Genomic DNA, 24,518 nt, shown 5'->3' on the forward strand with positions numbered 1-24,518 from the left:
GGGTAGCGGTTTACGCGGACACCGCCGCGCGGGCCTTGGCTCGCGCGCGCGCATCCCGGTCAGCCTTGCGCAACCGTCCCTTGCCAGACAAGCGCATCAACGTGCCCAGCGCCACCATCAGGCCGATCACTTCGACCAGCGCAGCCGGAATCCACATGGTCAGGCCGCCAATGGTCTGGTCGGTCTGGGCGGACATGGCTATCGCCCGGCCGCACAATTCAAACAAGGGATAGATATCGCTTTCGGTGAAGGCGATGACGGCGCCCGCCACCATTTGCGGCAGCATCGTCAGCACGGGCGAGATCACGCGCCCGCCGGGCGTCATCGCGGCAGGCGGCGCGGGGCGGCGGTCCAGAATCAGGTTCCAGTACATGAACCCGCTGATGACTACCGACCAGTTCATCAGCCGATACAGCCGCCAGTCCAGCATGGAATAAAACTGCACCGACGGAATCAGCCAGACCAGCACCAAAAAGACGAACAGCGTCGGCACGAAAATCTTGTTGGTCAGCACGGCCACGGTGGCGCGGCCTGCGCCCGTGCGCAGAAAGTCGCGCAGGCGGATGCGCCATGACATGGGCAACCCTGCCCGCATGACCTGCCCCGGAAAGGCCGCCATCACCAGCAGCGGCCCCAGATGGTGCAGCACCAGATGCTGGATGCGGTGGATGAAGAACATGCGCTCGGCGTAGTAGTCCACCCGCGTATGCATCGACAGGTACAACAGCACCAGCCCCGCCCAGAAGAACACGCGCCGCGCGCCCGTCACATGGTGGACGCGCTGGCCGCGCACGAACAGCACGATCGCCACTACGAAGGAGGCCACCAGCGTGGGAGAGAACTCCCAGGGTATGAGCCATTCGAGACTATCCATGCAGGCTATCCAGAAGACATCAGAAGGACGGGAAACGGCGCCAGGCGCTGCTACCCGCCGATTGTAGTGGACCCTGCCCGCCTCTGGTCCGGTGGGGCGGAGGGATCAAAAATGGTGCGAAATGCCGGCTCCAACACGGGTGGTGTGGGAGTTGGCGGGGTCAAACTGGTTGTCGAGCGTGTAATTCGACGCATATCCGGCAAAGCCATACAGCGTCGTCCGCGGCGACAGCGCATAGGTATAACCCAAGGTCACCAGTTGCGCATTGCGCGCCGTCATACCGTTGTCCCAACGCCAGTCCGGCCGCGCCAGCGACCATTGCAGCAATACCGTGCCCGGGCCCACCGGCGCGCTTGCCCCCACCAGCCACGCATCGACCGTGCCGCCCCGCACAAAGGCGGCCGGCCCCAGGCCCAGCCCCAGGTCGTCGGGGTCGCCGCCATCCAGCCCCGCATAGCCGTTTTTCTGCCGCGACCAGGCAAGTGACAACTTCAGCACTTCGAAGTCATACGAGGCGCCCAGCTGAATCGCTTGCGGGCGCCCGCCGATGTCTTCCGGCGCATTGGCCAGCCGTAGCTGGTCGAACGTGGCAACCGCCAACAGCGGGCCGCCTTCGTATTTCACGCCCATGCTCAACGCACGGTTGTTCTGATTGGTGCGGAATTGGCCTTGGTCATCGGCATCGAACGCATACCCAACGCCCGCCTGGAATCCGTTCCAGCTGGGCGACATGACGTTGACCATATTGCTGAATTGGAAATTGTCGGACGCCTTGAACGTGGCGCCCATGCCCATTTCCTTCCACGAGGCAATTTCCAGGGCATTGCCGAACTGCTGGCCGATGGTGTGCTGGCGTCCCAGCCGCAATTCGCCATACTCCTCGTGGCCCAGGCCCACCCAGGCGGCGTAATTGAAAAGCTTGCCGTCTTCTTCCAGCTTGCCGCTGGACGGATCGAACCCGCTTTCCAGCTGGAAGCGGCTACGCCAGCCGCCCCCTAAATCTTCGGCGCCCTGCAACCCCCACAGGGAATCCGTCAGGCCGCCGTTGAGCAGGCCGCTATGGCTGCCCTGCCCTGACACGTGGGTGACGGCGACACCCGCGTCCACCACGCCGTACAACTGCACGCCCAATCCGTCGTCATCGGCGGCGAATGCCGCAAGCGGCTGGCCCACGCAGCATGCCAGCGCCACCCCGCAAAATGCATGTTTCATGTTCTTCTCCTGACAGGCGGCAGGCGTCACGCCCACCGCCTCTGCACGATTTACTGCCAGCCGTAACGGCGGACCCAGATGCCCTTGAGCAGTTGCGTCAGAACGCAGTAGCTCAACAGAATGCCCACCAGCCAGGGGAAGTAGCTCCACGGCAGCGCCTGCAGCTGGAAGTATTCAGCCAAAGGCGAGAACGGCAGGATCAACCCGGCCAGCACCACCATCACCGTCATCAGCATCAACGGCCAGGCTGCGCGGCTTTGCAGGAAGGGAATACGGCGCGTACGAATCATATGCACAATCAAGGTTTGCGATAGCAGGCCTTCAACGAACCAGCCGGATTGGAAGAGCGTCTGGTGCTCGGGCGCGTTGGCTTGGAACACGTACCACATCAACGCGTAGGTCGCGATGTCGAAGATGGAGCTGATCGGGCCAAAGAACACCATGAAGCGGCCCAGGCCATCCGGGTCCCATTGCTGCGGCTTTTTCAGGAGTTCTTCGTCGACATTGTCGAACGGAATGGCGGTTTGGGAGATGTCGTACATCAGATTCTGCAGCAGCAGATGGATGGGCAGCATCGGCAAAAAGGGCAGGAAGGCGCTGGCGACCAATACGGAAAACACGTTGCCGAAGTTGGAGCTGGCCGTCATCTTCAAGTACTTGAGCATGTTGCAGAAGGTCTTGCGGCCTTCGATGACGCCATCTTCCAGCACCATCAGGCTCTTTTCCAGCAGGATGATGTCGGCCGCTTCCTTCGAGATATCCACCGCCGAATCCACCGAAATGCCCACGTCGGCCGCGCGCAATGCCGGCGCGTCGTTGATGCCGTCGCCCATGAAACCCACCGTATTGCCCTGGGCGCGCAGGCTGCGCACGATGCGCTCCTTGTGCGCGGGCGTCAGCCGGGCGAACACATTGGCTTCGCGCACGGCGGCAGCCAGCTGCGTATCGTCCATGGCTTCGATCTCGGTGCCCAGATACACCTTGCGGACCTCGAAATCGACTTCGCGGCAGACCTTCTGCGTGACCAACTCGACGTCGCCCGTCAGCACTTTCACTTCAATGCCCGATGCCTTCAGCGCCGCCAACGCGGGGCCGGTGGATTCTTTCGGGGGGTCGAGAAAGGCGATGTACCCCACCAGCACCAGATCGGATTCATCGGCCACGCCATAGGTTTGCTGCGTGGGCGGCATTTCCTTCACGCCCACCGCAATCACGCGCAAGCCGTCGCGGTTGAGTTCGGCCGTCACCCGGCGGATGTCCGCCCGGCGCGCATCGGTCAGCAGATGGACGTCATTGCCCACCCGCAACCGCGTGCATGCCGACAGCATTTCTTCCAGCGCGCCTTTGCAGATCAGCTCGTGATGATCGCGGCCATTCTCGGTTTCGTTGACCACCACCGACATCCGCCGGCGCGAGAAATCAAACGGGATCTCGTCAACCTTGCGGTACTTGGCCGCCAGGTTCAGGCTGCGCTGCACTTCCGCGTGCTGCAACACCGCAACATCCAGCAGGTTCTTCAGACCGGTCTGGTAGTAGCTGTTCAGATAGGCATAGGCCAAGACATCGTCGCTGCTGGTGCCGTAGACATCGGTGTGGCGTTCCAGCACGATGCGGTCTTGCGTCAGCGTGCCGGTCTTGTCGGTGCACAGCACGTTCATCGCGCCCAGGTTCTGGATGGCGTCCAGCCGCTTGACCACAACTTTGCGGCGCGACATGCGCAAGGCGCCCTTGGCCAGCGTGGCCGTGACAATCATCGGCAGCATTTCGGGCGTGAGGCCCACGGCGATTGCCAGCGCAAACAGCAGCGCTTCCAGCCAATCGCCCTTGGTGAAGCCGTTGATCAGCATGACGATCGGCGCCATGACCAGCATGAAGCGGATCAGCACCCAGCTCACGCGGTTGATGCCCTGTTGAAACTGCGTGGGCGCTCGGGTGGTTTGCGTGACGCGGCCAGCCAGCTGGCCGAAATAGGTGTCGCCGCCCGTCGCAATGACCAGCGCGCTGCCCGACCCGCTGACCACGTTGGTGCCCATGAACGCCATGTTTTCCAGTTCCAGGGCGTTTGCCGTTTCCACGCGCTGGATGGCGTGCTTTTCAACCGGCAACGATTCACCGGTCAGCGCCGCCTGCGCAACGAATAGATCCTTGGCGTTGAGGACGCGGCAGTCGGCGGGGATCATATCGCCCGCGGACAGCAGCACGACGTCGCCGGGCACCAGCTCCGCCAATGGCACTTCCATCTGGTGGGAACCCGAATCGTGCAGCGGCGCGCCGAATAGACGCCGTCCGCTGCCATTTGCGGCCGGCGCTTGCGCGTCGGCACGCAGCACCGTGGCGGTGTTCTGCACCATGGCTTTCAGGGCCTCGGCCGCCCGGTTCGAGCGCAGTTCCTGCGCAAAGCGCAGCACCGTCGAAATGACGACCATCGAGCCGATGATGACAACCGCCGTCCAGGACTGGTCATCCGAGTCGGCCATCTGCACATCGGTCAGCCACGACAGGCCGGCCAACGCGGTCAGCAGCAGATTGAAGGGGTTGCGGTAGGACAGCCACAGGTGGGAATACCAGGACAGCGGCTTTTCGTGGTCGACCTCGTTGGCGCCATGGCGTTCACGCGCAGACTGCGCCTGCGCTTCGGACAGCCCGCCGCGTCCGCTGCCAAATCGTGAAAACAGGGCGTTTAGCCCCATGCTCGACAGGTCGAGCATGCGCCGGTTGGCGCGGCGGGACGTATCGGACTCGGTGGCGGCGGCGTGGGCGCCTTGTTCAAGAATGGGGGAACGCCGGAAATGGCGGCCAACGCGCCGCCGGCCCGCGGCGGACGAGAAAAAGGACTTCAGAAAGGTAAACATCGGAGTCTTCCGGTTTTTATTGTGTTGTTGTCGAAGACACGGGCACCCCGCCCGATGTGCTGCGCGCGGGCAGCAGCGGGCCGCAGCTTTCAAAGGAAAGCCGACAATCCGCCGCGTACGGGCGCGCGCAGGCACCGGGGCAATGTTGCCGGTGTCCGGATCGCGTGGAAGTCGCGCCGGGTGCGGAAAACGGAAGGGAAGCGAGCTAGGGAATCGAAACCGGCGCAAGCGGCGCGATCGTCAAGGAAGACGTCGGCCAAGCCGGGGATTCATTGCTGCGGAGTCCGTATGCGCCGGAAGAATGTCCGGCCAGTCGGCTCGCAGGGAGAAGACAGGTCAGACAGGCATGCCGGCGCCGTGCACGTGGCGCAATCGAGGGTCAGGGTCTAAGGCACTGGGCATGATCTCTCTCTTGGGTGGACAGCGCCCGTCAGGCGGCCATTGCGGCGGTTTGCGCGCCGAAATGCACGTGACGAACGGCGGGGTTGGCGCTCAGGCGGCGCGCTTGCGACATCAATTCAGCCCGCAGCTCCGGGGGGCAATTGACGGTGATGCAAGCCGACGCGAGGTTCGGGTCGCGGCCTTGGTCAATCTGCACTTGCGAGACATCCAGGCCGGCGGCGCTGAAGTCCAGGCAGATCTGCTTGCGCAAGGCGCCCAGCTCGTCGCGCGGACAAATGACCGTCAAACGCGACGTGCCGCGACGGCGGCCCAGGGCGGTGGCGCGGTCTACACCAGCGCGGCGTAGGAACAAGTCGAAGAAACGCATAACGACCTCCATTGCAAGAATAGGGAACGGTCATCGCGAGTACGCGTGCACGCGCAGACGCGGCGCATGGCGGGCGAACACAAGACGTGCACGAACGCTGGCGCTGCGACGAGCGGCGGTTCTGGCGGTTTATGCTGGGGAATGTCCCGGCAAGCCGAAGGCTTGCGCTATTGCCTGGGTAAAAACAAAGACCCGGGGCTTGGGATACGCCGCAACCTGTATGACAGGATGCGGCAGATGGAGCTCTGCGTGTTTCCTGTCAGACAGCGATGTCGATGCAAGATCGACTACTTTCGCCGGAATCGGTATTCACGAAGACTGCTCCTGAGATGGATAACAGGCGGAGTTTACGCGGGTTTCCACTGATGGACAAGGGTTGACCGCTTAATTGTGGGCCTACTTGCTTAAGAGGCAGCAAAAAGAATGCAAAAGCGGCGCAACGCCTACAGGCCCTGCGCCGCCGACTGCGTTGCGCCTAACAATCAGGCGTAGAAGTGCCAGCCCAGATAGGCCGCGAACAACGCATAGAACCCGCCCACCGCCGACAACGCCGGCACGCTCATGACCGAACGGCGGAAGCGCAGCCACAGCAGCCCGATCGACAGCATCGTGAACAGGCCAGCGGCCAGCAACGGGGCGTCAAGCAGCCAGGGGGTCATGAAGATACCGAGCGCGCTGGGAATGGTCGCCTGGATCATCATCGCGCCCGAGATATTGGCCAGCGCCAGGCGTTCCTTGCCCTGGCGCACCCAGATCAGCGCATTCATGATTTCCGGCAGCTCGGTGGCGACCGGGGCCAGCAGCAAGGCGGCCACATGCGGCGATGCGCCCATCGCCACGCCCAGCACTTCAATCTGATTCACAAACACATGCGACGCGCCGGCGATGACCACCAGCGCCAGGATCGTCTGCGTGGCGGCCCAGAACATGGACGGGTCTTCGTCGCGGGGGCGCAGCTTCAGCGGCTCGAGGTCTTCGCTGTCAGTGCGTTCTTCGTCATGGCTCAGTTCGCGCTTGATATACAGGCCATACGTGGCCAGGAACAGGATGCCCAGCCAGGGTTTCCACGCGAAGGCCAGCAGGCCCAGCCCGACCTTGAAGATGAAGATGCCCATGAACCAGGCCTGGTCGCGGGCCAGCCGGCGCTGGTCCGCGTTGATACAGTTGGCCTGCAGGGTCTGACCACTGCGCTGCCCACGGCGGGCGCGCCACAGCGCAACACCGACCACGGCATACGCCAGCGTCGCCAGCACCAGGGGGCCGCCCATGGCGGCGCCGACGCCGATATCTTTCTGTTCAGGGGTCTCGCCGAACACGACGGCCATGAAGGTGACCGCGCTTTCAGGCAAGGCTGTGCCAAATGCGGCCAGCACGGTGCCGGTGGCGGTGGCGCCCAGATGGAAGCGATGTCCGACCCATTCAACGCCATTGACGAAGAATTCGCAGGCGAAGTAAATCACTGCCGCGGACAGGAAAAACAAAAACAGCGTGAGCAACATAGGAACGAAGCCGGACGAGCAGAAACCAATTGGCGCGACGCTACGGCTCGCCCGGCTAGGGTGAACGCAACGCGGCCAAAGGTCTCGCCTGGCTGATCCATGCTGGCGGGCGGGCCGCTTGCATGGAAACCGTTAGCGCCATGGAGTTCTAGCAACCGCACCGCGGCCCTGAACCACCAAGTCTGTTGACGCTAACTCCTTTGGGGACAAAGGATGGCTACTCCCCAATGACAGAGCCGCGATTGTAGCAGCGCCAACATGACCGTCCAGTGAATCCCGGGCAGGCCGCACAGGTTCGCGCCGCACTGTTGTTTGCACGCGATAGCGGGGTAAAGTAGGCCGCATCCACAGCTTTCGCGGGGTTCGCGCCCCTGCCCGCCATGAGCCTGCCTCCCGCCGACATCATCCCCTTCGCCGCCCGGCGCCAACGCTTGATGGAGCGGATGCGCGCCGAAGGCGGGGGCATCGCCATCCTGCCGACCGCCCCCGAGGCGATACGCAACCGCGACGCCGAGTACCCCTACCGGCACGACAGCGACTTCTTCTACCTGACCGGTTTCACCGAGCCGGCGGCATGGCTGGTGCTGATTGCGGGCGCGACCGACCGCGCGCTGCTGTTCTGCCGGGAACGCCACGTAGAGCATGAAATCTGGGAAGGCAAACGCTTCGGCCCCGAAGCCGCCGCCGCGCATTTTGGTTTCGACGACGCGCACCCCATCGACGCGCTGGATGAATTGGTGCCCAAGCTGATGCTGGATCACCCCACGCTGTACGCGCCGCTTGCGGGGGATAAACGCACTGACGGGCGCCTGCACCGCTGGCTGGCGTCGGCCCGCGAGGCCAGCCGCGCGGGCCATGCTCCGCCCTCGCGGCAACAGGACATCCGCCCTCTGCTGGCGGAAATGCGTCTGATCAAAGACCCCTCTGAAATCGCCGCGATGCGGCGCGCAGCGAAGATCTCGGCGGGCGCCCACGCGCGCGCCATGCGCGTTGCCCGAGCCGGCATGCACGAATATGAACTGGAAGCCGAGCTGCTGTATGAATTCCGCCGGCACGGCGCCCAGGCCGTCGCCTACAACAGCATCGTGGCCGCAGGCGCCAACGCCTGCGTGCTGCACTACCCCGCTGGCGAGGCCGTGCTGCGCGATGGCGATCTGGTGTTGATCGACGCCGGCTGCGAAGTCGACAGCTACGCCAGCGACATCACCCGCACGTTCCCCGTGAATGGCCGCTACAGCGGCCCGCAGCGCGCGTTGTATGACCTGACGGTAGCGGCGCAGGAAGCGGCGGCGGCGGCCACCGCGCCCGGCCGCAGCTTCAACGACGGCCACGAAGCCGCGCTGCGCGTGCTGGCGCAAGGCATGCTGGATCTGAAACTGTTGAAGGGGTCCCTGGACGGCGTGCTGGAATCCGGCGACTACAGCCGCTTCTACATGCATCGCACCGGCCATTGGCTGGGGCTGGACGTTCATGACGTGGGCGACTATCGCCAAGCAGGCGCGGCCCACGGCGCCGACCGCCCGTGGCGCACGCTGGAACGGGGCATGATGCTGACGATTGAACCCGGCATCTATGTGCGCCCTGCCGACGACGTGCCGGAAAGCTACTGGAACATCGGCATCCGCACCGAGGACGACGCGCTGGTCACGGACGAAGGCTGTGAATTGATCACCCGCGGCGTGCCGGTGCAAGCCAGCGAGATCGAAGCGCTGATGCGCGAATAGGCAATGCCGGGGGCGGCCTAGAGCACCAGGCCGTCCAGCCAGCCCATGGCCACCCAGACGTAGACCACCACCATGGCGATGGCGAACATCGACACGACCGAGCCCACCAGGCACGCCAGAATGGCGACCAGCACCGGCCCCCAGCCCGTGGCTGACGGGCGGCCGTGATCGGGGTTGTAGAGGCGGTCGAATTTCTCGTCGGACATCAGCGAGAACACCGCGCTTTCGATGAACCCGTCGATCATCGGAATGAACAGCAGGAAAAAGGCGGGGTTGTCGTACCAGACCGGATAGAACCGGAACGCGCAGAACAGGCTGACGACCGCCAGCAGCGTTACCAGCCACGCGTGGCGGCGGCCCAGATACCACCAGTGGGCGCCCAGCCAGCCGAACAAGCAGGCCAATAATCCCACCGCGACCTTGCCGCGCGGGCGGCGGGCGGATACGGCGGACAGCGAAGAGGAAGCCTGAACCTGCGTCATATCAATCAACCGGGAAGGTGGGCCGCGCGACCCGCCGCGCTGGCTGTCCGGGATTGTAGTGGACGGTTAAAATCCCGCCATGACTGCATCCGCCTTCGACATTGCGATTCTTGGCGCCGGCCCCGTGGGCCGCGTGCTGGCCCTGATGCTGGCGCGTGTGGCGCCGGACCCGGCCCGCATCGCCCTGCTGGCTGGCGCCGCGCCGGCCCCAGCCACGCCTGCCGCAGCGGTGCCTGCCGCCGACCCCCGCGTGCTGGCCATGAATCATGGCAGCCGCGTGCTGCTGGAAACCTTGCATGCCTGGCCGGATCGTTCGGCCGACATTCGCAACATCCACGTGTCGCAACGCGGCCGGCTGGGCCGCACCGTCATTCAACACAGCGATTTCAATGTGCCGCAGCTGGGCAGCGTCGTGGCCTATGCCGGCCTGCACGCCAAGCTGGACGAATGCGTGGCCGCCAGTGGCGTCACCGTGCTGTCCGGCCCGGCTGCACAGGTTGACCGCCAGGACGCCGACGGCGTGCGCATCGTGCAAGGCGACAACACCTTGCTGTGCCAGATCGCCGTGCAGTCTGACGGCGCAGGCGCCACCGACGTGCGCCGCGATTACGATCAACACGCCGTGCTGACCACCGCACACGCCACCTTGCCGCGCCGCGGCTGGGCTTGGGAACGCTTTACGTCTGAAGGCCCGCTGGCCTTGCTGCCGCACCCGCAGACGCCTGACGCGTACTCGGTGGTGTGGTGCAGCGCGCCCGAACGCGCCGCGGAACTCGCCGCGCTGGACAACGCCGCCTTCTCGAAGGCGCTGTCGGAAGCGTTTGGCGACCGGCTGGGCCGGCTGTCCAGCCAGGCCCCGCGTCACGTCTTCCCCTTGGCGCTGGCCGCCCGCCGCGCCCAAGTGCAAGGCCGCGTGGCCGCCATCGGCAATGCCGCGCAAACCCTGCACCCGGTGGCGGGCCAGGGCCTGAACCTGGGGCTGCGCGACGCCGCCCGGCTGGCGCAAACGCTTGCCGGCTGGCTGGCGCAGCCTGACACCAGCCCCACCCTGCTGCTGGCCGACTTTGCCCAGGCGCGCCAATTCGACCGCGTCATCACCGCCGGCCTGACCGATTTGATGCCCCGGGTGTTCGCCACCGGCTTGGCCCCGGTCGAGCACGCCTGCGGCCTGGCTTTATTGGGGATGGATCTGGCGTCCCCGCTGCGCGCCCCGCTGGCGCAACATCTGCTGCAAGGCTTTCGCGCCTGAGGCTTGTTACCAAGCTGTCGGCCCCTGAAAAAGGGGGGTCTGATCGAGCCGGTTAAAATGTGACCATGCGCATAGGCCAATGGACCCTTCCCAACAACGTGCTTGTCGCTCCCATGGCGGGAGTGACGGACCGTCCGTTCCGACAACTTTGCAAGAAGTTGGGGGCGGGTTACGCCGTATCCGAGATGGCGGCCAGCAACCCCAAGCTGTGGGACAGCGTCAAAACGTCCCGCCGCCTGAACCACGATGGCGAAATCGCCCCCATTTCCGTGCAGATTGCGGGCGCCGACCCGGCCATGATGGCCGAAGCGGCCGTTTTCAATGCCGGCAAGGGCGCGCGCATCATCGATATCAACATGGGCTGCCCCGTGAAGAAGGTCTGTAATGTGGCCTCGGGGTCTGCGCTGCTGCGCCACGAAGACCTGATCGTCCGCATCCTGGACGCCGTCGTGTCGGCCTGCGCCCCGCTGGGGGTGCCGGTTACGCTGAAGACGCGCACAGGCTGGGACCGCGATAGCCGCAACGCCTTGCGCGTGGCGAAGCTGGCCGAAAATGCCGGCATCGCTGCCCTGACCTTGCATGGCCGCACCCGCGCCGACCTCTATACGGGCGAGGCGGAATATGACACTATCCGCGCCGTCAAGGCCGAGCTGAATATCCCCGTGATCGCCAACGGAGATATCGACTCGCCTGAAAAAGCCAAGCACGTCCTGGATTACACTGGCGCCGACGCGGTCATGATTGGCCGGGCGGCCCAAGGCCGTCCCTGGATTTTCCGCGAAGTCGACCACTACCTGCGCACGGGCGAAACACTGGCCCCTCCCTCTTACGGGGAAATGCGCGAGCTGCTGCTCGAACATCTCGACGACCATTACCGGTTCTATGGCGAGCACACCGGCGTACGTACGGCGCGCAAGCATATTGGCTGGTATCTGGACGGCCTGCCGGGCGCGGATTCGTTCTGCGCCCGCATGAACCTGATCGACAATACCCGCGACCAGTGGCGGGCGGTGTCGGATTGGTTCGACACTCTCTCGCGCGACGGCGAGACCCACCCGGCGCCGGTCGCAGAAGCCCTGCTGGCGGCATAACCGCCTCAACACCAACATAAAAATATCTGTACTCAAATGAGCAAGAAAGATGTCCTGGAAGAATGCGTGCGCGCCAGTCTGGAGCGCTATTTCGAAGACTTGGGTGAATCCGAGCCCCACGATATGTGGGACATGGTGATGCGCTGTGTCGAGCGCCCGGTGCTTGAAGTGGCGCTGGAGCGTTCGGGCGGCAACCAGTCGCGGGCATCTGAAATGCTGGGCATCACCCGCAACACCCTGCGCAAGAAGTTGCTGGCGCACAATATCCAGGTATAGCTTTCCCGCGTGGCCAGCCCCTGCCGGGTGCTGGCCGCCCCTTCGCAGATTTCCCATCCCGACCTGAACGAGAAAGGCGCACCGCCCGACTCCCGTCCCCACCATGAAAATCGAAACCGCCCTGCTTTCGGTGTCCGACAAGACCGGCATCGTTGAATTTGCCCGCGCCCTAGCTACGCGTGGCGTGCGCCTGCTGTCGACCGGCGGCACCGCCAAGCTGCTGGCCGACTCCGGCCTGACCGTCACCGAAGTGGCTGCCCACACGGGTTCGCCGGAAATCCTGGATGGCCGCGTCAAGACGCTGCACCCCAAGATTCACGGCGGCCTGCTGGCCCGCCGCGACAGCGCCGAGCACATGGACACCATCAAGGCGGCGGGTATCGATCGCATCGACATGCTGGTGGTCAACCTGTATCCGTTCCGCGAAACCGTCGCCAAGCCGAATTGCACGTTCGCTGACGCGGTTGAGAATATCGACATCGGTGGCCCGGCCATGCTGCGCGCCGCCGCCAAGAACCATGGCACCGAAGCCGGTGGCGTGACGGTCGTGATCGACCCGGTCGACTATTCGCGCGTGCTGTCCGAAATGGACAAGAACGGCAGCACCTCGTACGGCCTGCGCCTGGCGCTGGCCTCGAAGGTCTACGCTCACACGGCCGCGTACGACGGCGCCATCGCCGCCTACCTGACCAGCCTGACCGACGCCGAACCGGCGCAGGAAGCCGTGCCCGCCCGCAACGAATGGCCCGGCACGCTGACCTTGCAGGTCAAGCAGGAGCAGGCGCTGCGCTACGGCGAGAACCCGCACCAGACCGCTGCTTTCTACGTGGACGCCCAGCGTCCGGCCGGCCTGCTGGGCAACTACCGCCAGCTGCAGGGCAAGGAACTGTCCTACAACAACATCGCCGACGCCGACGCCGCATGGGAATGCGCGCGCAGCTTCGACGTGCCGGCCTGCGTCATCGTCAAGCATGCCAACCCCTGCGGCGTGGCCGTGGCGGCTGACACGCTGGGCGCCTACCAGCAAGCCTTCAAGACCGACCCGACTTCCGCTTTCGGCGGCATCATCGCCTTCAACCGCCCGGTTGACGCCGCGACCGCCGAAGCCGTCAGCGGCCAGTTCATGGAAGTGCTGCTGGCCCCGGCCTACGACGGCGCCGCCCTGGCCATTCTGGCCGCCAAGAAGAACGTGCGCGTGCTGGAAGTGCCGATGGGCGTGGGCCAGAACGCCCTGGACATCAAGCGCGTGGGCGGCGGCTGGCTGGTGCAAAGCCCGGACGCCTACAACGTGCCGCGCGATGCGCTCAAGGTGGTCAGCAAGCGCCAGCCCACCGAGCAGGAAATGAACGACCTGGCGTTTGCCTGGAAGGTCGCCAAGTACGTCAAGTCCAACGCCATCGTGTTTGTGGGCGGCGGCATGACGCTCGGCGTGGGCGCCGGCCAGATGAGCCGTATCGACTCGGCCCGCATCGCATCGATCAAGGCGGAAAACGCCGGCCTGACCCTGAAGGGCTCGGCCGTGGCGTCGGACGCGTTCTTCCCGTTCCGCGACGGCCTGGACGTGGTGGTGGCCGCCGGCGCAACCTGCGTGATCCAGCCCGGTGGCAGCATGCGTGACGACGAAGTCATCGCCGCGGCCGACGAGCACGGCATCGCCATGGTGCTGACCGGCACCCGCCACTTCCGCCACTGATGCGCGTTCTCGGCATCGATCCCGGCTTGCGCCGCACCGGCTTCGGTGTGATCGATGCCGACGGCTCCCGGCTGCGTTACGTGGCCAGCGGGACCATCGTGGTCCCGCCGGCGCTGACGCTGGCCGAACGCCTGAAAGTCATCCTGGACAATCTGCGCCAGGTGGCGCACGACACCAAACCCGATGTCGCGGCGCTTGAAATCGTCTTCATGAATACCAACCCCGCGTCCACCCTGCTCTTGGGTCAGGCACGCGGCGCGGCGTTGTGCGCGCTGGCCGATAGTTCGCTGGCGGTGCACGAGTACACCGCCTTGCAGATCAAGAAAGCCGTGGTGGGCACCGGACGCGCCGCCAAAGAGCAGGTGCAGATGATGGTCCAACACTTGCTGGCGCTGGATGGCACGCCCGCCCCTGACTCCGCTGACGCCTTGGCCTGCGCCATCTGCCACGCACACGTCGGCCCGCTGCAAGACAAGCTGGAACGCCTGGGCACGACGCTGCGCATGAGCGGCAAGACGCGCATCCGCAATGGGCGCTTGATAGGCTGATCGCGCCGCGCGCAATCGGTCTGCGACCCTCTGCATCATCCCCGCACGATCCACGCGCGCCCCTCGCGCGTATAGAATGCCCGCATTCGCCGCGCATTCTGCGGCCTCATTTTTTACCAGGCCATCATCATCATGATCGGACGCATCACCGGAACCCTGATCGAAAAACTGCCGCCCACCATTTGCGTGGACGTAGGCGGTCTGGGCTATGACATCGACGTGCCCATGAGCACGCTGTATTCGCTGCCGGAAACCGGCGCGCGCGTCACGCTGTACACGCACCTGACGGTGCGCGAAGACGCGCATATTCTGTATGGCTTCGGCACGGCGGGTGAACGCAGCGCGTTTCGCGAACTGATCAAGGTCAGCGGAATTGGGGCGCGCACGGCGCTGTCGGTGCTGTCTGGCATGTCGGTGGCGGATTTGGCACAGGCTATTACGCTGCAGGAATCGGGCCGCTTGACCCGCGTGCCGGGTATCGGCAAGAAAACTGCTGAACGCCTGCTGCTGGAAATGCGCGGCAAGTTGGGCGCGGATATTGGCGCGGCATCGCATGCCACGCCGGATAATCAGTCGGATATTTTGAACGCGCTGCTGGCGCTGGGGTATTCGGAGAAAGAATCGCTGTCGGCGCTGAAGACGCTACCTGAAGGCGTAGGCGTGTCCGACGGGATCAAGCAGGCGCTGAAGGCGTTGGTGCGCTGATGGCGGCTTGATTGCTTGCTTGGAGCGCTGCTTGATGGGTTGCGCGCGTTCAGCTTTTGCTTTTTTTGGTGATTGTTTCGCACTTCGCCCCCGCTACAGGTAGCGGGGGGCGACGGCTTCCAGGCCTGTGGGCACCACGTGCAGTTCGGGGGCGATCGGCCCGGCGCAGATGTTGTCTCGGCGCAGGGAATCCAGGTTGTCGCGCGACATCAGCGGGGTGCCTGGCATGCATTCAAACAAGCGCGCCTGCATGCGGCCCACGCCCATCGGCATGGTGATCACCGGGCGGGGATGGCCGCTCCAGGCGGCGCACAGCCGCGCAATCTCGCCCAGCGTGTAGACCTGCGGGCCACCTAGCTCATAGATTTTTCCGCACGTGTGGGTGTTGCCCAGCGCGGCGGTCATCGCGGCGACCACATCGCCCACATAGACCGGCTGCATGCGCACGTGCGCCCCCGCCAGCGGCAGCACGGGCAGCCAGCGCGCCAGCCTGGCGAACATATTCGTGAAGTTATCGTCGGCGCCAAAGATCACAGATGGCCGGAAGATCGTCCAACCGGCGTCATTGGCGGCTTGAAATTCTTTTTGGATGGCCGCCTCGCCGTCGCCCTTGGAGCGCTGATACATGCTGTCGCCCTGGGAGTCTGCCCCCAGCGCGCTGACGTGAAGCAAGCGGTGTACGCCCTGGCGCACGCATGCCTGGGCAATGCGCTGCGGCAAATGCACATGCGCGCGCGCAAAGTCCGATCCATACGGCTGGCCCGTGTTGCCGTGCAGGATGCCCACCAGATTCACGACCACGTCGCAGCCGCGTACCAGCTCGTTCAGCGCGGCATCGTCATGGATGTCGGACTGAATCAGGGTAACGGTGGGAAATACTTGCAGTTCACTGCCCCGCGCCAACAGGCGGGTGGGCACGATGATCTGGTGCAGGTCGCCGGACAATCGGGCAATCAGATGACGGCCAAGGAAACCGGTGCCGCCGATGACAAGGATACGCATGCCGCAGCCCCCTGTTTGTCAGGATCGAGATTCGATTCTGCCCTGCACGGGCGACAACCGCAAGCACGTATCCGCGCGACGGTTCGGCGGCCCGGCTGGCGGGCCGCCTCCTGCGCATCAGGACGCCAGCAACTTGGCGTAAGCCGGAAGGTCGACGTTGCCGCCGCTGATGATGACGCCGACCCGCGCGCCCTGCACCGGCACCACGTTCTGCATGACCGCGGCCGCCGCCAGGCAGCCCGTGGGCTCCACCACCATCTTCATGCGTTCGGCGAAGAACTTCATGGTGGTGACCAATTGCGCATCCGTCACCGTGACAATATCGCGCACATGTTTCTGGATGAGCGGGAACGTCAGATTGCCCAGGTGCGTGGTGGCCGCGCCATCAGCCAGCGTCTTGGGCGCCGGGATTCGGACGATTTCACCCTTGCGCAAGGACTGCTGGCCATCGTTGCCGGCTTCGGGCTCAACGCCGTAGACCAGGCAGCGCGGGCTGAGCGCAAACGCCGACAAGGCCGAACCCGACAACAGGCCACCGCCGCCCAGGCACACAAACAGATAGTCCAGTTCGCCTACTTCTTCGAACAATTCCTTGGCCGCCGTGCCTTGGCCGGTGATCACGTCTTCGTGGTCGTAAGGCGGAATCAGCGTGGCTCCGGTTTCGGCCTGGATGCGCAGGGCGATCTGTTCGCGGTCTTCGGTATAGCGGTCATAGGTGACGATCTTGCCGCCGTAGCCTTCCGTTGCCGCGCGCTTGGCCGCGGGGGCGTCCAGCGGCATGATGATCGTGGCCTGCACGCCTTGCAGCTTGGAGGCCAGCGCAATGGCCTGCGCATGATTGCCCGACGAGAACGTCACGACGCCTGCGGCGCGCTGTTCAGGGGTCAGGCGCGCGATGGCGTTATAGCCTCCGCGGAACTTGAAGGCGCCCATGCGCTGGAAGTTTTCGCACTTGAAGAAGACGGACGCGCCGCTGATGGCGTCGGCGGTCGTCGAGGTCAAGACGGGCGTACGGTGGGCGTTGCCGGCCAGGCGCTCGCTGGCGCGGACGACATCATCATAGGTAGGCAATTCGGGCAGCATGGAATCCGGTCCTTTGATCGCGGGAATGTCGAAACCCTCGGATCATAAACCTGTCACGCGAATGCGCGCCACGCGAAATGCGCGCCACACAAAATGCGCGCCGCGCGCGCCTACTTGCCGAAGAGTTCACCGCTGCCGGTGGACACGCCGGCAGGCGGCGTCAGGCCCAGATGGCGCCATGTGGTCAACGTGGCCGTGCGGCCGCGCGGCGTGCGTTGCAGGTAGCCGTGCTGGATCAGGTACGGTTCGATGACGTCTTCGATCGTGTCGCGCTCTTCGCCGATGGCGGCGGCCAGGCTGTCCACACCCACCGGCCCGCCGTCGAACTTGTGGATGATGGCTTCCAGCAGCTTGCGGTCCATCAGGTCCAAACCTTGCGGGTCCACTTCCAGCATGGCCAACGCGCGGCCGGCAACGTCCGCATCGATGGTGCCGCTGGCCTTGACCTCGGCATAGTCGCGCACACGGCGCAACAGGCGGTTGGCGATACGGGGCGTGCCACGGGCGCGGCGCGCCACTTCGGCTGCGCCGTCAGGCGTGATGCCCGCGTTGAGCAGACCCGCGCTGCGCGTCACGATGTGGCCAAGGTCGGTGGCGTTGTAGAACTCAAGCCGGGACACGATGCCGAAGCGGTCGCGCAGCGGATTGGTCAACATGCCCGCGCGCGTGGTGGCGCCCACCAGCGTGAACGGTTGCAGGTCCAGCTTCACGCTGCGCGCGGCCGGGCCCTCACCGATCAGGATGTCGATCTGAAAATCTTCAAGCGCCGGGTAAAGAATTTCCTCGACCACCGGCGACAGGCGATGGATTTCATCGATGAACAGGACGTCGTTCTTTTCCAGGTTGGTCAGCAGCGCGGCCAAGTCGCCCGGACGCTCCAGCACCGGGCCGGACGTCTGGCGCAATTGCACGCCCATTTCGTGCGCAATGATGTGGGCCAGCGTGGTCTTGCCCAGGCCCGGGGGGCCGAACAGCAGCACGTGGTCCAAGGCCTCGCCGCGCTTGCGGGCGGCGGCGATGAAGATCTCGAGCTGTTCGCGCGCACGCTGCTGGCCAACGTATTCCTGAAGCGCCTTGGGACGCAAGGCGCGTTCGATCGATTCCTCGTTGGGCGACACCGGTTGAGGCGCCACGATACGGGGCGCGTCGGGACGGGAGGACAGGGAATCGGACTGAATGGCCATGGTGCGGAAACGACAAGGGAAGAAGCAGGATGCATCGTACCGTATGGAGGGGTCCACCAGGGGCCATCGGGAGCGGCCACCAGGGGCCAGCGGGAGGGGACGCCCCGCGGCTGGCGAGGCGGGAGCGCCTGGGCCGCCCTATTCCCTTAAACCGTTTCCGATGACAGCGGCAGCTTCACCCGCACGCACAAACCGCCGGATTCCGCCTGAAGCAGTTCCAGCGAACCGCCATGCGCGCGCGCGATGGCTTCGGCCAACGCCAGGCCCAGGCCCACGCTGCCCGTGCGCGTGCGCGCGTCGTCCAGCCGGCTGAACGGCCGCAGCGCTTCCTGGCGGCGGTCTGGCACGATGCCGGGGCCATGGTCCGCCACGTCCAGCACCGCGTAGCGGTCTTCGCGGCGCAGGTTGACGTCTACCGGCGGCGCGCCGTGGTTCAGCGCATTGCCGATCAGGTTGTCCAGCAAGCGGCCCAGCGCCACGGCGTCGGCCTGCACGACCAACGGCGCGTCGTCGTCCACCGTTTTCAGATGGATGTCCGTACCCGCGCCCTGCCAGGCGCCCACGCGTTCGGTCAGCCAATCGGACAGCACCATTGACGCGTAACGGTACGCGGCAGGGTCGGTGCCGCGCACGAAGCCGATGAACTGGTCGACCATGTGCTGCATGTCTTGCAGATCGGTGCGCAGACCTTCCTTCAGCTTGGAATCGTCGGCAAGCTCGATGCGCAGCCACATGCGCGACAGCGGCCCCTTCAAGTCGTGCGGCAGGCCCGACAACAGCGTGCGCCGCACGGAATCGGACTCCGCCAGCGCGTCCAGCATCGCGTTAAACCGCACGCCCAGCGCACGGGTTTCATGCGGCCCCGAGGGCTCCACGCGCTGCGGCTGCCCGGCAGCCAGGCGGTCGGCAGCATCGGCCAGCCGGGTGATGGGGCGCGTGATATGCCACGAGAAACCCACAGCCAGCAGCAGCAACAGACCCAGCCCGCCCAGCCAGGCGGCGATGAAGGGGGTCGCCACGGGCGGGTCCAGGCGGTCAAGCGGAATGACCAGCCATTCGCGCAGGCGCGGCACGTCTTCGCTGGCGGAGTTGGGCGCCAGCGAAATGAAGATCTCGGGTGCGGGGCCACGTGACAGCGCCACGCGGGTGCCATCGTTCAGCCGTTCGTTCAGCAGTTGCACCAGCACGCGCAAATCACGGCGGATGTCGTCGGGCTCGGGCTTGTAGCGGCGCATGCGTTCTTCATGCGCGGCGTGGTCCGCATCGCGTTGCTCGGCCACGCGCGTGTCGTCCCGCCCGTTATCGTCGTCGTGCTCTTCGCCGCGGACGTCGGGCGGCGGCGGCATCCCGCCCGGACGGGCGTCAGCGGGCGGAGGCGGGGGCGGACGGGGGGCAGAACGCGGGGGTGGCGGCGGACGGCGGCCATTGAAGCGCTGCAACTTGGCTTCAGCCGGCAACACGCGCGACCACAGCCGCCATTGGTTCTGCGACGCGGTGCGCACGAAATCGGCGCGGTCTTCGGCAGGCACTTCGGACAAGGCTGCACGCAGCGTGCGGATCGTGGTGACGATATAGCCGATGGCCACGTCTTCCATGAACTTGTGCCGGAAGTACGACACCGTCACCAGCGTGGCCGCCTGGGTCAGCAGCACCGACCCAAGGATCAGCAGGATCAGACGTGCCCGCAGCGAACGCGGCACCAGAAAGCCGGGGGAAAAACGCATCAGGGCGAGAACCGGTAGCCAATGCCCCAGACGGTCTGAATCCAGCGCGGCTGCTTGGGGTCGTCTTCGATGACGCGGCGCAGGCGCAGGATGGCGATGTCGATGGCGCGGTCGTTGCGTTCACCGGCGTCGTCATCGCGGGCCAGCGCCAGCAGGCGTTCGCGCGACAGCGGCTTGCCCGCGTTGCGCACCAGGGCTTCCAGCAGATTGATTTCGCCGCCGGTCAGCTTGACCACCGTGCCTTCGCGCGACAGTTGGCGGGTGGACGGGTCAAACAGGAAGGGGCCGAACGTGACGGGCGCGTCCTTCGTCAGCGCGGACGGGCCGCGCTTGCGGCGCAGCACGGCTTCAATGCGGGCCAGCAGTTCACGCGGGTCGAAGGGCTTGCCCACGTAGTCGTCGGCGCCGGCTTCCAGGCCGATGATGCGGTCCACCGCTTCATCTCGGGCGGTCAGGAGAATGACGGGGATGTCTTCGCCCTGCTCGCGCAGGCGGCGGCAGGCATCGGCGCCATCGCCGCCTGGCAGCATGCGGTCAAGCACGAGCAGATCGGGCGCATAGCGGGTGATGCGCGATGACAAATCGGTGGCGTCCGGCGCCAGCAGGGTGTCGTAGCCGTGCCGGTTCAGATAGTCGGCCAGCAGTTGGCGCAGGGCCGGGTCGTCGTCAACGACCAGCAGCTTGGTGTGGGGATTGTCCATGGATGCCATAGTGCGGCGCGGCGCGTTCCGCCGCAAGGGGCAAGAAATCAACTGAAATACACCTGTTGCACGATGTACGGCGGGTTTTCCAAGCCGTTGCGGCGCGCGTGCGGTTCGCCTTGGACTGGCCCTAAAATAGCCGCCGGCCTTGCCGCTCGTCCGGTTTACTAAAAATCGTTTACAGCTACGGTAACGCCCCCTATTTACACTGGTCCGTATGGTCGCCCCTGCAAAGTGGCGCAGACGGTTGTTGCACGCGGCACTGGCGGCGGGTTTGTTCTGCCCGCTGGCCGCAGCGATTGGCGACACCCTCTATGCGCCCCCCTATTCCGAATCCACGCCCGCTGCCGGTACGCCCGCCGCCGGTATGCCCGCTGCCGGTACGCCCGCTGCGGGCAGACCGGTGCTGGTCGCGCGCGGCATTGGGGTTCTGTCCCCGGTGCAACCCATCCCCGTGCGTCCCGCGCCGTCGATTGATGCGCGCGCCGTGCCGTTGGACCCGGCCCCCTGCGATTTGATGGTGGCGGAACCGGCCATGGACACCTCGGTGCAAGGCACCGGGGGCAGCGGCGACGCCGATCCCATTCCCGGGCTGGGGTCGAGCCTGAATGGGGCCGCCGAGGTTGGGGCCGCCGAGGTTGGCGCCGCCGAGGTTGGGGCGGCTCAGGTTGGAGCGGCTCAGGCCGGACCCGCCCCGGGCCAGGCCACTGCGAATGGTGCGGCCGGCTCCTCGCCGCTGGGCTGCGAGCTGACCGCTTCGGCGCCCACGGCGGATTCCGCTGCGGCGCCCGAGGAAACCCCGCCGGACTACGACTTTGCGCTGGACACGGGCGACATCCCCCGCATCCCGGTCGTGGTGATTTCGGGCGTCTCGCGCCCTTCCAGCCCCTGGTTTGCCTCCGTCAGCGGCCAAGATGGCCTGCGCTATGCAGGCGACCGCAACTGGGTCTACCGCAACACCACCGGCCCGTCAGTGACGGTGGGCAACATCAACGCCAATGCACCCGTCTGGGGCAGCAGCGCGCCGGTGGGCGGCTTGCAGATCGCGAACTGGGCGGGGTCCAGCGCGACCGTGCCCGAGGGCAGCTTCGGCTACTCTTCGTCGGTCGGCAAGCTGAACCGCATGGACCCCACCGCCAGCTCTGGGGCGGTGGACTATGGCGCCTCGGTCGGCACAGGCAGCGTGCGCTACGGCCTGACCCCCGCCCTGACCGTCGAAGGCCAGATGCAAAGCGCCCCGTCGCTGACCACCCGCGGGATGGGCACCACGTATGCGGCGGGCGAATATGGCACCTTCCAGGCTGGCGCCACGCAAAGCACGTTTGACGCCTCCAACGCCTGGCGCTACCGCATCGGCTACAGCGTGGACGTGGCCGACACAGTGAACCTGGGCTACACAAACGAACAGATCGGCGCCGGCTTTGGCGACCTGTCGACGTATTCCGGCGGCGTGGCCTCGGCCCCGCAGTCCCGCAACACCTTGTCGGCCGGCGTGCCGATCACCGGATGGGGCACGTTCAGCGGCACATACTCGGGGCTGCATGAAGGGTCCACGCTGGCCGAGCAGCGCGTGGGCCTGTCGCACAGCATGTTCGTGGCGCCCAAGGTGAAGCTGGCCGTCGGGGCCGACCGCGACATCATCTCGGGCAACTACGAGTGGCGCGCCAACCTGAGCATGCCCGTGGATACGTTCATGCGCGGGACCTGGCTGAGCTGGTAGGGATCGCGGGAGCGCCGGCACTCCCGCGAGCGCGAATGCCCGACCGCCGGTTGACCGGACCGCCACCCGGACCGCCACCCGGACGGAAATATCCCGGTAAAAGAGGCGTCCGGGAATTGCGGCTTAAAATCCCTGCCATGATGCTTCCGGCCTACCCCCATGTCTGACGCGCGCGCCCTCGGCGTATTGCAGCGCGTTTTCGGTTACGAATCCTTCCGCGGCGACCAGCAAGCCATTGTCGAACAAGTGATCGACGGCGGTGACGCGCTGGTCCTCATGCCCACGGGCGGAGGGAAATCGCTCTGTTATCAGATCCCGTCACTGGTGCGCGAAGGCACCGGTATTGTCGTGTCGCCGCTGATCGCGCTGATGCAGGATCAGGTCGACGCGCTGACCGAACTTGGCGTGCGCGCCGCGTTCCTGAACTCCACGCAAGAGTGGCGCGTGGCCCGCGACGTCGAACAGGCGTTTCTGGCGGGCGAGCTCGACTTGCTGTACGTCGCCCCCGAACGCCTGTTGACCGACCGCTGCCTGCAGCTGCTTGAACGCGGCCGCATCGCGCTGTTCGCCATCGACGAAGCGCACTGCGTCTCGCAATGGGGGCACGATTTCCGGCCGGAATACCTGGGCCTGTCGATGCTGCACGAGCGCTGGCCAGACGTGCCGCGCATTGCGCTCACGGCCACGGCCACGGCCGATACGCGCGCCGAGATCGCCCAGCGCCTGCAACTGGACGACGCCCGCCATTTCGTTTCCAGCTTTGACCGCCCGAACATCCGCTATCGCATCATCGAAAAGAACGAGGTGCGCAAGCAGCTGCTGGACATGATCCGCACCGAACACGACGGCGAGTCCGGCGTGGTGTATGGCTTGTCGCGGGCGCGGGTGGAAGAAACCGCCGAATTCCTCTGCAACCAGGGCATCGACGCGATGCCCTACCACGCCGGGCTCAGCCCGCAGGTGCGCGCGGCCAACCAGTCCCGGTTCCTGCGCGAAGACGGCGTGGTCATGGTGGCCACCATCGCCTTCGGCATGGGCATCGACAAGCCCGATGTGCGCTTCGTGGCCCACATCGATCTGCCCAAGTCCGTCGAAGGCTACTACCAGGAAACCGGCCGCGCCGGCCGCGACGGCCTGCCCGCCACCGCGTGGCTTGCCTATGGCCTGCAAGACGTGGTGCAACAGCGCCGAATGATCGACGAATCCCCCGGCGACGAATCCTATCGCCGCCGGCTGGGCCAGCAATTGGACGCCATGCTGGGCCTGTGCGAAACCGTGGAATGCCGGCGCGTGCGGCTGCTGGCGTACTTCGGCCAGCAGATCACCGCCTGCGGCAACTGCGACGTCTGCCTGGAACCGCCGCAAGCGTGGGACGGCACCGTCGCCGCGCAGAAAGTGCTGTCGGCCGTGTACCGCTTGTGGAAAGAACGTGGCCAGCGTTACGGCGCCGGCCACATCATCGACATCCTGCGCGGCAAAGTCACCGACCGCACCAAGCAGCACGGCCATGAAACGCTTAGCGTTTTTGGCGTGGGCGAAGACCTGAGCGACACCGCCTGGCGCGGCGTGCTGCGCCAACTGCTGGCGCAGGGCCTGTTGACGGTAGACAACGAAGGGTTCGGCACGCTGGCGCTGACCGAAGGCAGCCGCGCCGTGTTGAAGGGTGAACGCCAGCTGATGCTGCGGCGCGAATCCGAAAAGAAAACCCGGTCAGGCAAAACCAGCAGTGGCCGCCCCAAGGCCGCGGCTATCGACCTGCCGGCCGAACTGCAACCCGTGTTCGAAGCGTTGCGCGCGTGGCGCGGCGAAGTCGCCAAGAGCCACGGCGTGCCCGCGTATGTCATCTTCCACGATGCAACGCTGCGCGAAATCGCCCTGGCTCAGCCCGACTCGATGGATGCGCTCAGCCACATCAGCGGCGTCGGCGCGCGCAAGCTCGAAGCCTACGGCGAAGAGATCCTGCAACGCGTGGCCAAACCGGTTTTGTAGGATGGGTGTAGCGCGAGCGGCCCGCCCGTAGAAAACGGCTGGCGCACGCGCGCAACCCATGAAGCAGCGCTTACGTTGTGGCCGAGTCCGAGAAGAATCAGATGTTGTTTGATGGGTTCCGCGCGTTCGAGATCGGGGTTC

Annotated in this window: 20 protein-coding genes and 1 riboswitch; of the genes, 9 read left to right on the top strand and 11 right to left on the bottom strand. The window is 65.5% G+C overall.

From position 1 onward, the window contains the following. Positions 1–10: 10 nt before the first annotated feature. The 5 genes from AC1DSJ_RS15215 to AC1DSJ_RS15235 form a co-directional block, all read right to left on the bottom strand. Positions 11–883, bottom strand: a complete 873-nt coding sequence (locus AC1DSJ_RS15215; RefSeq protein WP_156336655.1) for a cytochrome c oxidase assembly protein — start codon at positions 881–883, stop codon at positions 11–13. A 96-nt stretch (positions 884–979) separates the two neighbouring features. Then, on the bottom strand, positions 980–2,086 hold the full coding sequence (locus AC1DSJ_RS15220; RefSeq protein ID WP_427948177.1) for a porin: 1,107 nt from the start codon (positions 2,084–2,086) through the stop codon (positions 980–982). 50 nt (positions 2,087–2,136) lie between these two features. Further along, the gene (gene mgtA / locus AC1DSJ_RS15225; protein ID WP_441370553.1) at positions 2,137–4,938 is read right to left on the bottom strand and encodes a magnesium-translocating P-type ATPase; all 2,802 of its coding nucleotides are present in this window, start codon (positions 4,936–4,938) and stop codon (positions 2,137–2,139) included. A gap of 430 nt (positions 4,939–5,368) precedes the next feature. After that, a complete protein-coding gene (locus AC1DSJ_RS15230; protein WP_054424562.1) occupies positions 5,369–5,707 on the bottom strand; it encodes a hypothetical protein in 339 nt (112 codons plus the stop codon). A 482-nt stretch (positions 5,708–6,189) separates the two neighbouring features. Beyond that, positions 6,190–7,206, bottom strand: coding sequence for a sodium:calcium antiporter (locus AC1DSJ_RS15235; protein WP_054424564.1), 1,017 nt, complete (start codon positions 7,204–7,206; stop codon positions 6,190–6,192). 79 nt (positions 7,207–7,285) lie between these two features. Further along, a riboswitch (yybP-ykoY riboswitch) is annotated at positions 7,286–7,451 on the bottom strand. A 135-nt stretch (positions 7,452–7,586) separates the two neighbouring features. On the opposite strand from AC1DSJ_RS15235, the gene AC1DSJ_RS15240 reads away from it, so the two are divergent. Beyond that, positions 7,587–8,930 carry an aminopeptidase P N-terminal domain-containing protein gene (locus tag AC1DSJ_RS15240; RefSeq protein ID WP_342067621.1) on the top strand — a complete coding sequence of 448 codons (1,344 nt, stop codon included), beginning with the start codon at positions 7,587–7,589 and terminating at the stop codon, positions 8,928–8,930. A 17-nt stretch (positions 8,931–8,947) separates the two neighbouring features. Here AC1DSJ_RS15240 and AC1DSJ_RS15245 read toward each other — a convergent pair whose 3' ends face one another. Further along, complete coding sequence (locus AC1DSJ_RS15245; RefSeq protein ID WP_054424569.1) at positions 8,948–9,412, bottom strand: TM2 domain-containing protein; 465 nt, start codon at positions 9,410–9,412, stop codon at positions 8,948–8,950. A gap of 79 nt (positions 9,413–9,491) precedes the next feature. Between AC1DSJ_RS15245 and AC1DSJ_RS15250 the strand changes: the two genes are divergently transcribed. From AC1DSJ_RS15250 to ruvA, 6 genes are all read left to right on the top strand, one after another. After that, a complete protein-coding gene (locus tag AC1DSJ_RS15250) occupies positions 9,492–10,661 on the top strand; it encodes a UbiH/UbiF/VisC/COQ6 family ubiquinone biosynthesis hydroxylase (protein WP_441370552.1) in 1,170 nt (389 codons plus the stop codon). Between the two features lie 65 nt (positions 10,662–10,726). After that, the gene (dusB, locus tag AC1DSJ_RS15255; RefSeq protein ID WP_054424745.1) at positions 10,727–11,752 is read left to right on the top strand and encodes a tRNA dihydrouridine synthase DusB; all 1,026 of its coding nucleotides are present in this window, start codon (positions 10,727–10,729) and stop codon (positions 11,750–11,752) included. Between the two features lie 36 nt (positions 11,753–11,788). After that, on the top strand, positions 11,789–12,028 hold the full coding sequence (locus AC1DSJ_RS15260; RefSeq protein WP_006217670.1) for a helix-turn-helix domain-containing protein: 240 nt from the start codon (positions 11,789–11,791) through the stop codon (positions 12,026–12,028). Positions 12,029–12,131: 103 nt separating this feature from the next. Beyond that, positions 12,132–13,721 (top strand): bifunctional phosphoribosylaminoimidazolecarboxamide formyltransferase/IMP cyclohydrolase, encoded by a 1,590-nt coding sequence (gene purH, locus AC1DSJ_RS15265; protein ID WP_054424571.1) that lies wholly within the window; start codon positions 12,132–12,134, stop codon positions 13,719–13,721. Then, positions 13,721–14,269, top strand: a complete 549-nt coding sequence (ruvC, locus tag AC1DSJ_RS15270; RefSeq protein WP_175170812.1) for a crossover junction endodeoxyribonuclease RuvC — start codon at positions 13,721–13,723, stop codon at positions 14,267–14,269. The genes purH and ruvC overlap by 1 nt, the downstream gene beginning before the upstream one ends. Positions 14,270–14,401: 132 nt before the next feature. After that, positions 14,402–14,974, top strand: coding sequence for a Holliday junction branch migration protein RuvA (ruvA, locus tag AC1DSJ_RS15275; protein WP_054424574.1), 573 nt, complete (start codon positions 14,402–14,404; stop codon positions 14,972–14,974). A 93-nt stretch (positions 14,975–15,067) separates the two neighbouring features. On the opposite strand, the gene AC1DSJ_RS15280 is transcribed toward ruvA, so the two are convergent. The 5 genes from AC1DSJ_RS15280 to AC1DSJ_RS15300 form a co-directional block, all read right to left on the bottom strand. Next, positions 15,068–15,976 carry a complex I NDUFA9 subunit family protein gene (locus AC1DSJ_RS15280; protein ID WP_342067619.1) on the bottom strand — a complete coding sequence of 303 codons (909 nt, stop codon included), beginning with the start codon at positions 15,974–15,976 and terminating at the stop codon, positions 15,068–15,070. A gap of 117 nt (positions 15,977–16,093) precedes the next feature. Further along, on the bottom strand, positions 16,094–17,059 hold the full coding sequence (locus AC1DSJ_RS15285; protein ID WP_054424578.1) for a threo-3-hydroxy-L-aspartate ammonia-lyase: 966 nt from the start codon (positions 17,057–17,059) through the stop codon (positions 16,094–16,096). A gap of 110 nt (positions 17,060–17,169) precedes the next feature. Then, on the bottom strand, positions 17,170–18,243 hold the full coding sequence (gene ruvB / locus AC1DSJ_RS15290) for a Holliday junction branch migration DNA helicase RuvB (RefSeq protein ID WP_054424579.1): 1,074 nt from the start codon (positions 18,241–18,243) through the stop codon (positions 17,170–17,172). Between the two features lie 146 nt (positions 18,244–18,389). Beyond that, entirely contained in the window at positions 18,390–19,967 is a 1,578-nt protein-coding gene (locus tag AC1DSJ_RS15295) for a sensor histidine kinase (protein ID WP_175170810.1), read from the bottom strand. Then, entirely contained in the window at positions 19,967–20,668 is a 702-nt protein-coding gene (locus tag AC1DSJ_RS15300) for a response regulator (protein WP_054424747.1), read from the bottom strand. Before AC1DSJ_RS15300 ends, AC1DSJ_RS15295 begins: the two co-directional genes overlap by 1 nt. Positions 20,669–20,918: 250 nt before the next feature. Between AC1DSJ_RS15300 and AC1DSJ_RS15305 the strand changes: the two genes are divergently transcribed. After that, positions 20,919–22,388 carry a fimbrial protein gene (locus AC1DSJ_RS15305; protein ID WP_441370551.1) on the top strand — a complete coding sequence of 490 codons (1,470 nt, stop codon included), beginning with the start codon at positions 20,919–20,921 and terminating at the stop codon, positions 22,386–22,388. 159 nt (positions 22,389–22,547) lie between these two features. Continuing rightward, the gene (recQ, locus tag AC1DSJ_RS15310) at positions 22,548–24,377 is read left to right on the top strand and encodes a DNA helicase RecQ (protein ID WP_054424582.1); all 1,830 of its coding nucleotides are present in this window, start codon (positions 22,548–22,550) and stop codon (positions 24,375–24,377) included. The last annotated feature ends 141 nt before the right edge of the window (positions 24,378–24,518 follow it).

The organism is Achromobacter sp. 01N37 (assembly GCF_056399725.1).

What these genes read in the sequence shown, in the direction of transcription:
- AC1DSJ_RS15220 (WP_427948177.1), bottom strand. Translation starts at nt 2,086, where the DNA reads ATGAAACATGCATTTTGCGGGGTGGCGCTGGCATGCTGCGTGGGCCAG.
- mgtA (WP_441370553.1), bottom strand. Translation starts at nt 4,938, where the DNA reads ATGTTTACCTTTCTGAAGTCCTTTTTCTCGTCCGCCGCGGGCCGGCGG.
- AC1DSJ_RS15230 (WP_054424562.1), bottom strand. Translation starts at nt 5,707, where the DNA reads ATGCGTTTCTTCGACTTGTTCCTACGCCGCGCTGGTGTAGACCGCGCC.
- AC1DSJ_RS15235 (WP_054424564.1), bottom strand. Translation starts at nt 7,206, where the DNA reads ATGTTGCTCACGCTGTTTTTGTTTTTCCTGTCCGCGGCAGTGATTTAC.
- AC1DSJ_RS15240 (WP_342067621.1), top strand. Translation starts at nt 7,587, where the DNA reads ATGAGCCTGCCTCCCGCCGACATCATCCCCTTCGCCGCCCGGCGCCAA.
- AC1DSJ_RS15245 (WP_054424569.1), bottom strand. Translation starts at nt 9,412, where the DNA reads ATGACGCAGGTTCAGGCTTCCTCTTCGCTGTCCGCCGTATCCGCCCGC.
- AC1DSJ_RS15250 (WP_441370552.1), top strand. Translation starts at nt 9,492, where the DNA reads ATGACTGCATCCGCCTTCGACATTGCGATTCTTGGCGCCGGCCCCGTG.
- dusB (WP_054424745.1), top strand. Translation starts at nt 10,727, where the DNA reads ATGCGCATAGGCCAATGGACCCTTCCCAACAACGTGCTTGTCGCTCCC.
- AC1DSJ_RS15260 (WP_006217670.1), top strand. Translation starts at nt 11,789, where the DNA reads ATGAGCAAGAAAGATGTCCTGGAAGAATGCGTGCGCGCCAGTCTGGAG.
- purH (WP_054424571.1), top strand. Translation starts at nt 12,132, where the DNA reads ATGAAAATCGAAACCGCCCTGCTTTCGGTGTCCGACAAGACCGGCATC.
- ruvC (WP_175170812.1), top strand. Translation starts at nt 13,721, where the DNA reads ATGCGCGTTCTCGGCATCGATCCCGGCTTGCGCCGCACCGGCTTCGGT.
- ruvA (WP_054424574.1), top strand. Translation starts at nt 14,402, where the DNA reads ATGATCGGACGCATCACCGGAACCCTGATCGAAAAACTGCCGCCCACC.
- AC1DSJ_RS15280 (WP_342067619.1), bottom strand. Translation starts at nt 15,976, where the DNA reads ATGCGTATCCTTGTCATCGGCGGCACCGGTTTCCTTGGCCGTCATCTG.
- AC1DSJ_RS15285 (WP_054424578.1), bottom strand. Translation starts at nt 17,059, where the DNA reads ATGCTGCCCGAATTGCCTACCTATGATGATGTCGTCCGCGCCAGCGAG.
- ruvB (WP_054424579.1), bottom strand. Translation starts at nt 18,243, where the DNA reads ATGGCCATTCAGTCCGATTCCCTGTCCTCCCGTCCCGACGCGCCCCGT.
- AC1DSJ_RS15295 (WP_175170810.1), bottom strand. Translation starts at nt 19,967, where the DNA reads ATGCGTTTTTCCCCCGGCTTTCTGGTGCCGCGTTCGCTGCGGGCACGT.
- AC1DSJ_RS15300 (WP_054424747.1), bottom strand. Translation starts at nt 20,668, where the DNA reads ATGGACAATCCCCACACCAAGCTGCTGGTCGTTGACGACGACCCGGCC.
- recQ (WP_054424582.1), top strand. Translation starts at nt 22,548, where the DNA reads ATGTCTGACGCGCGCGCCCTCGGCGTATTGCAGCGCGTTTTCGGTTAC.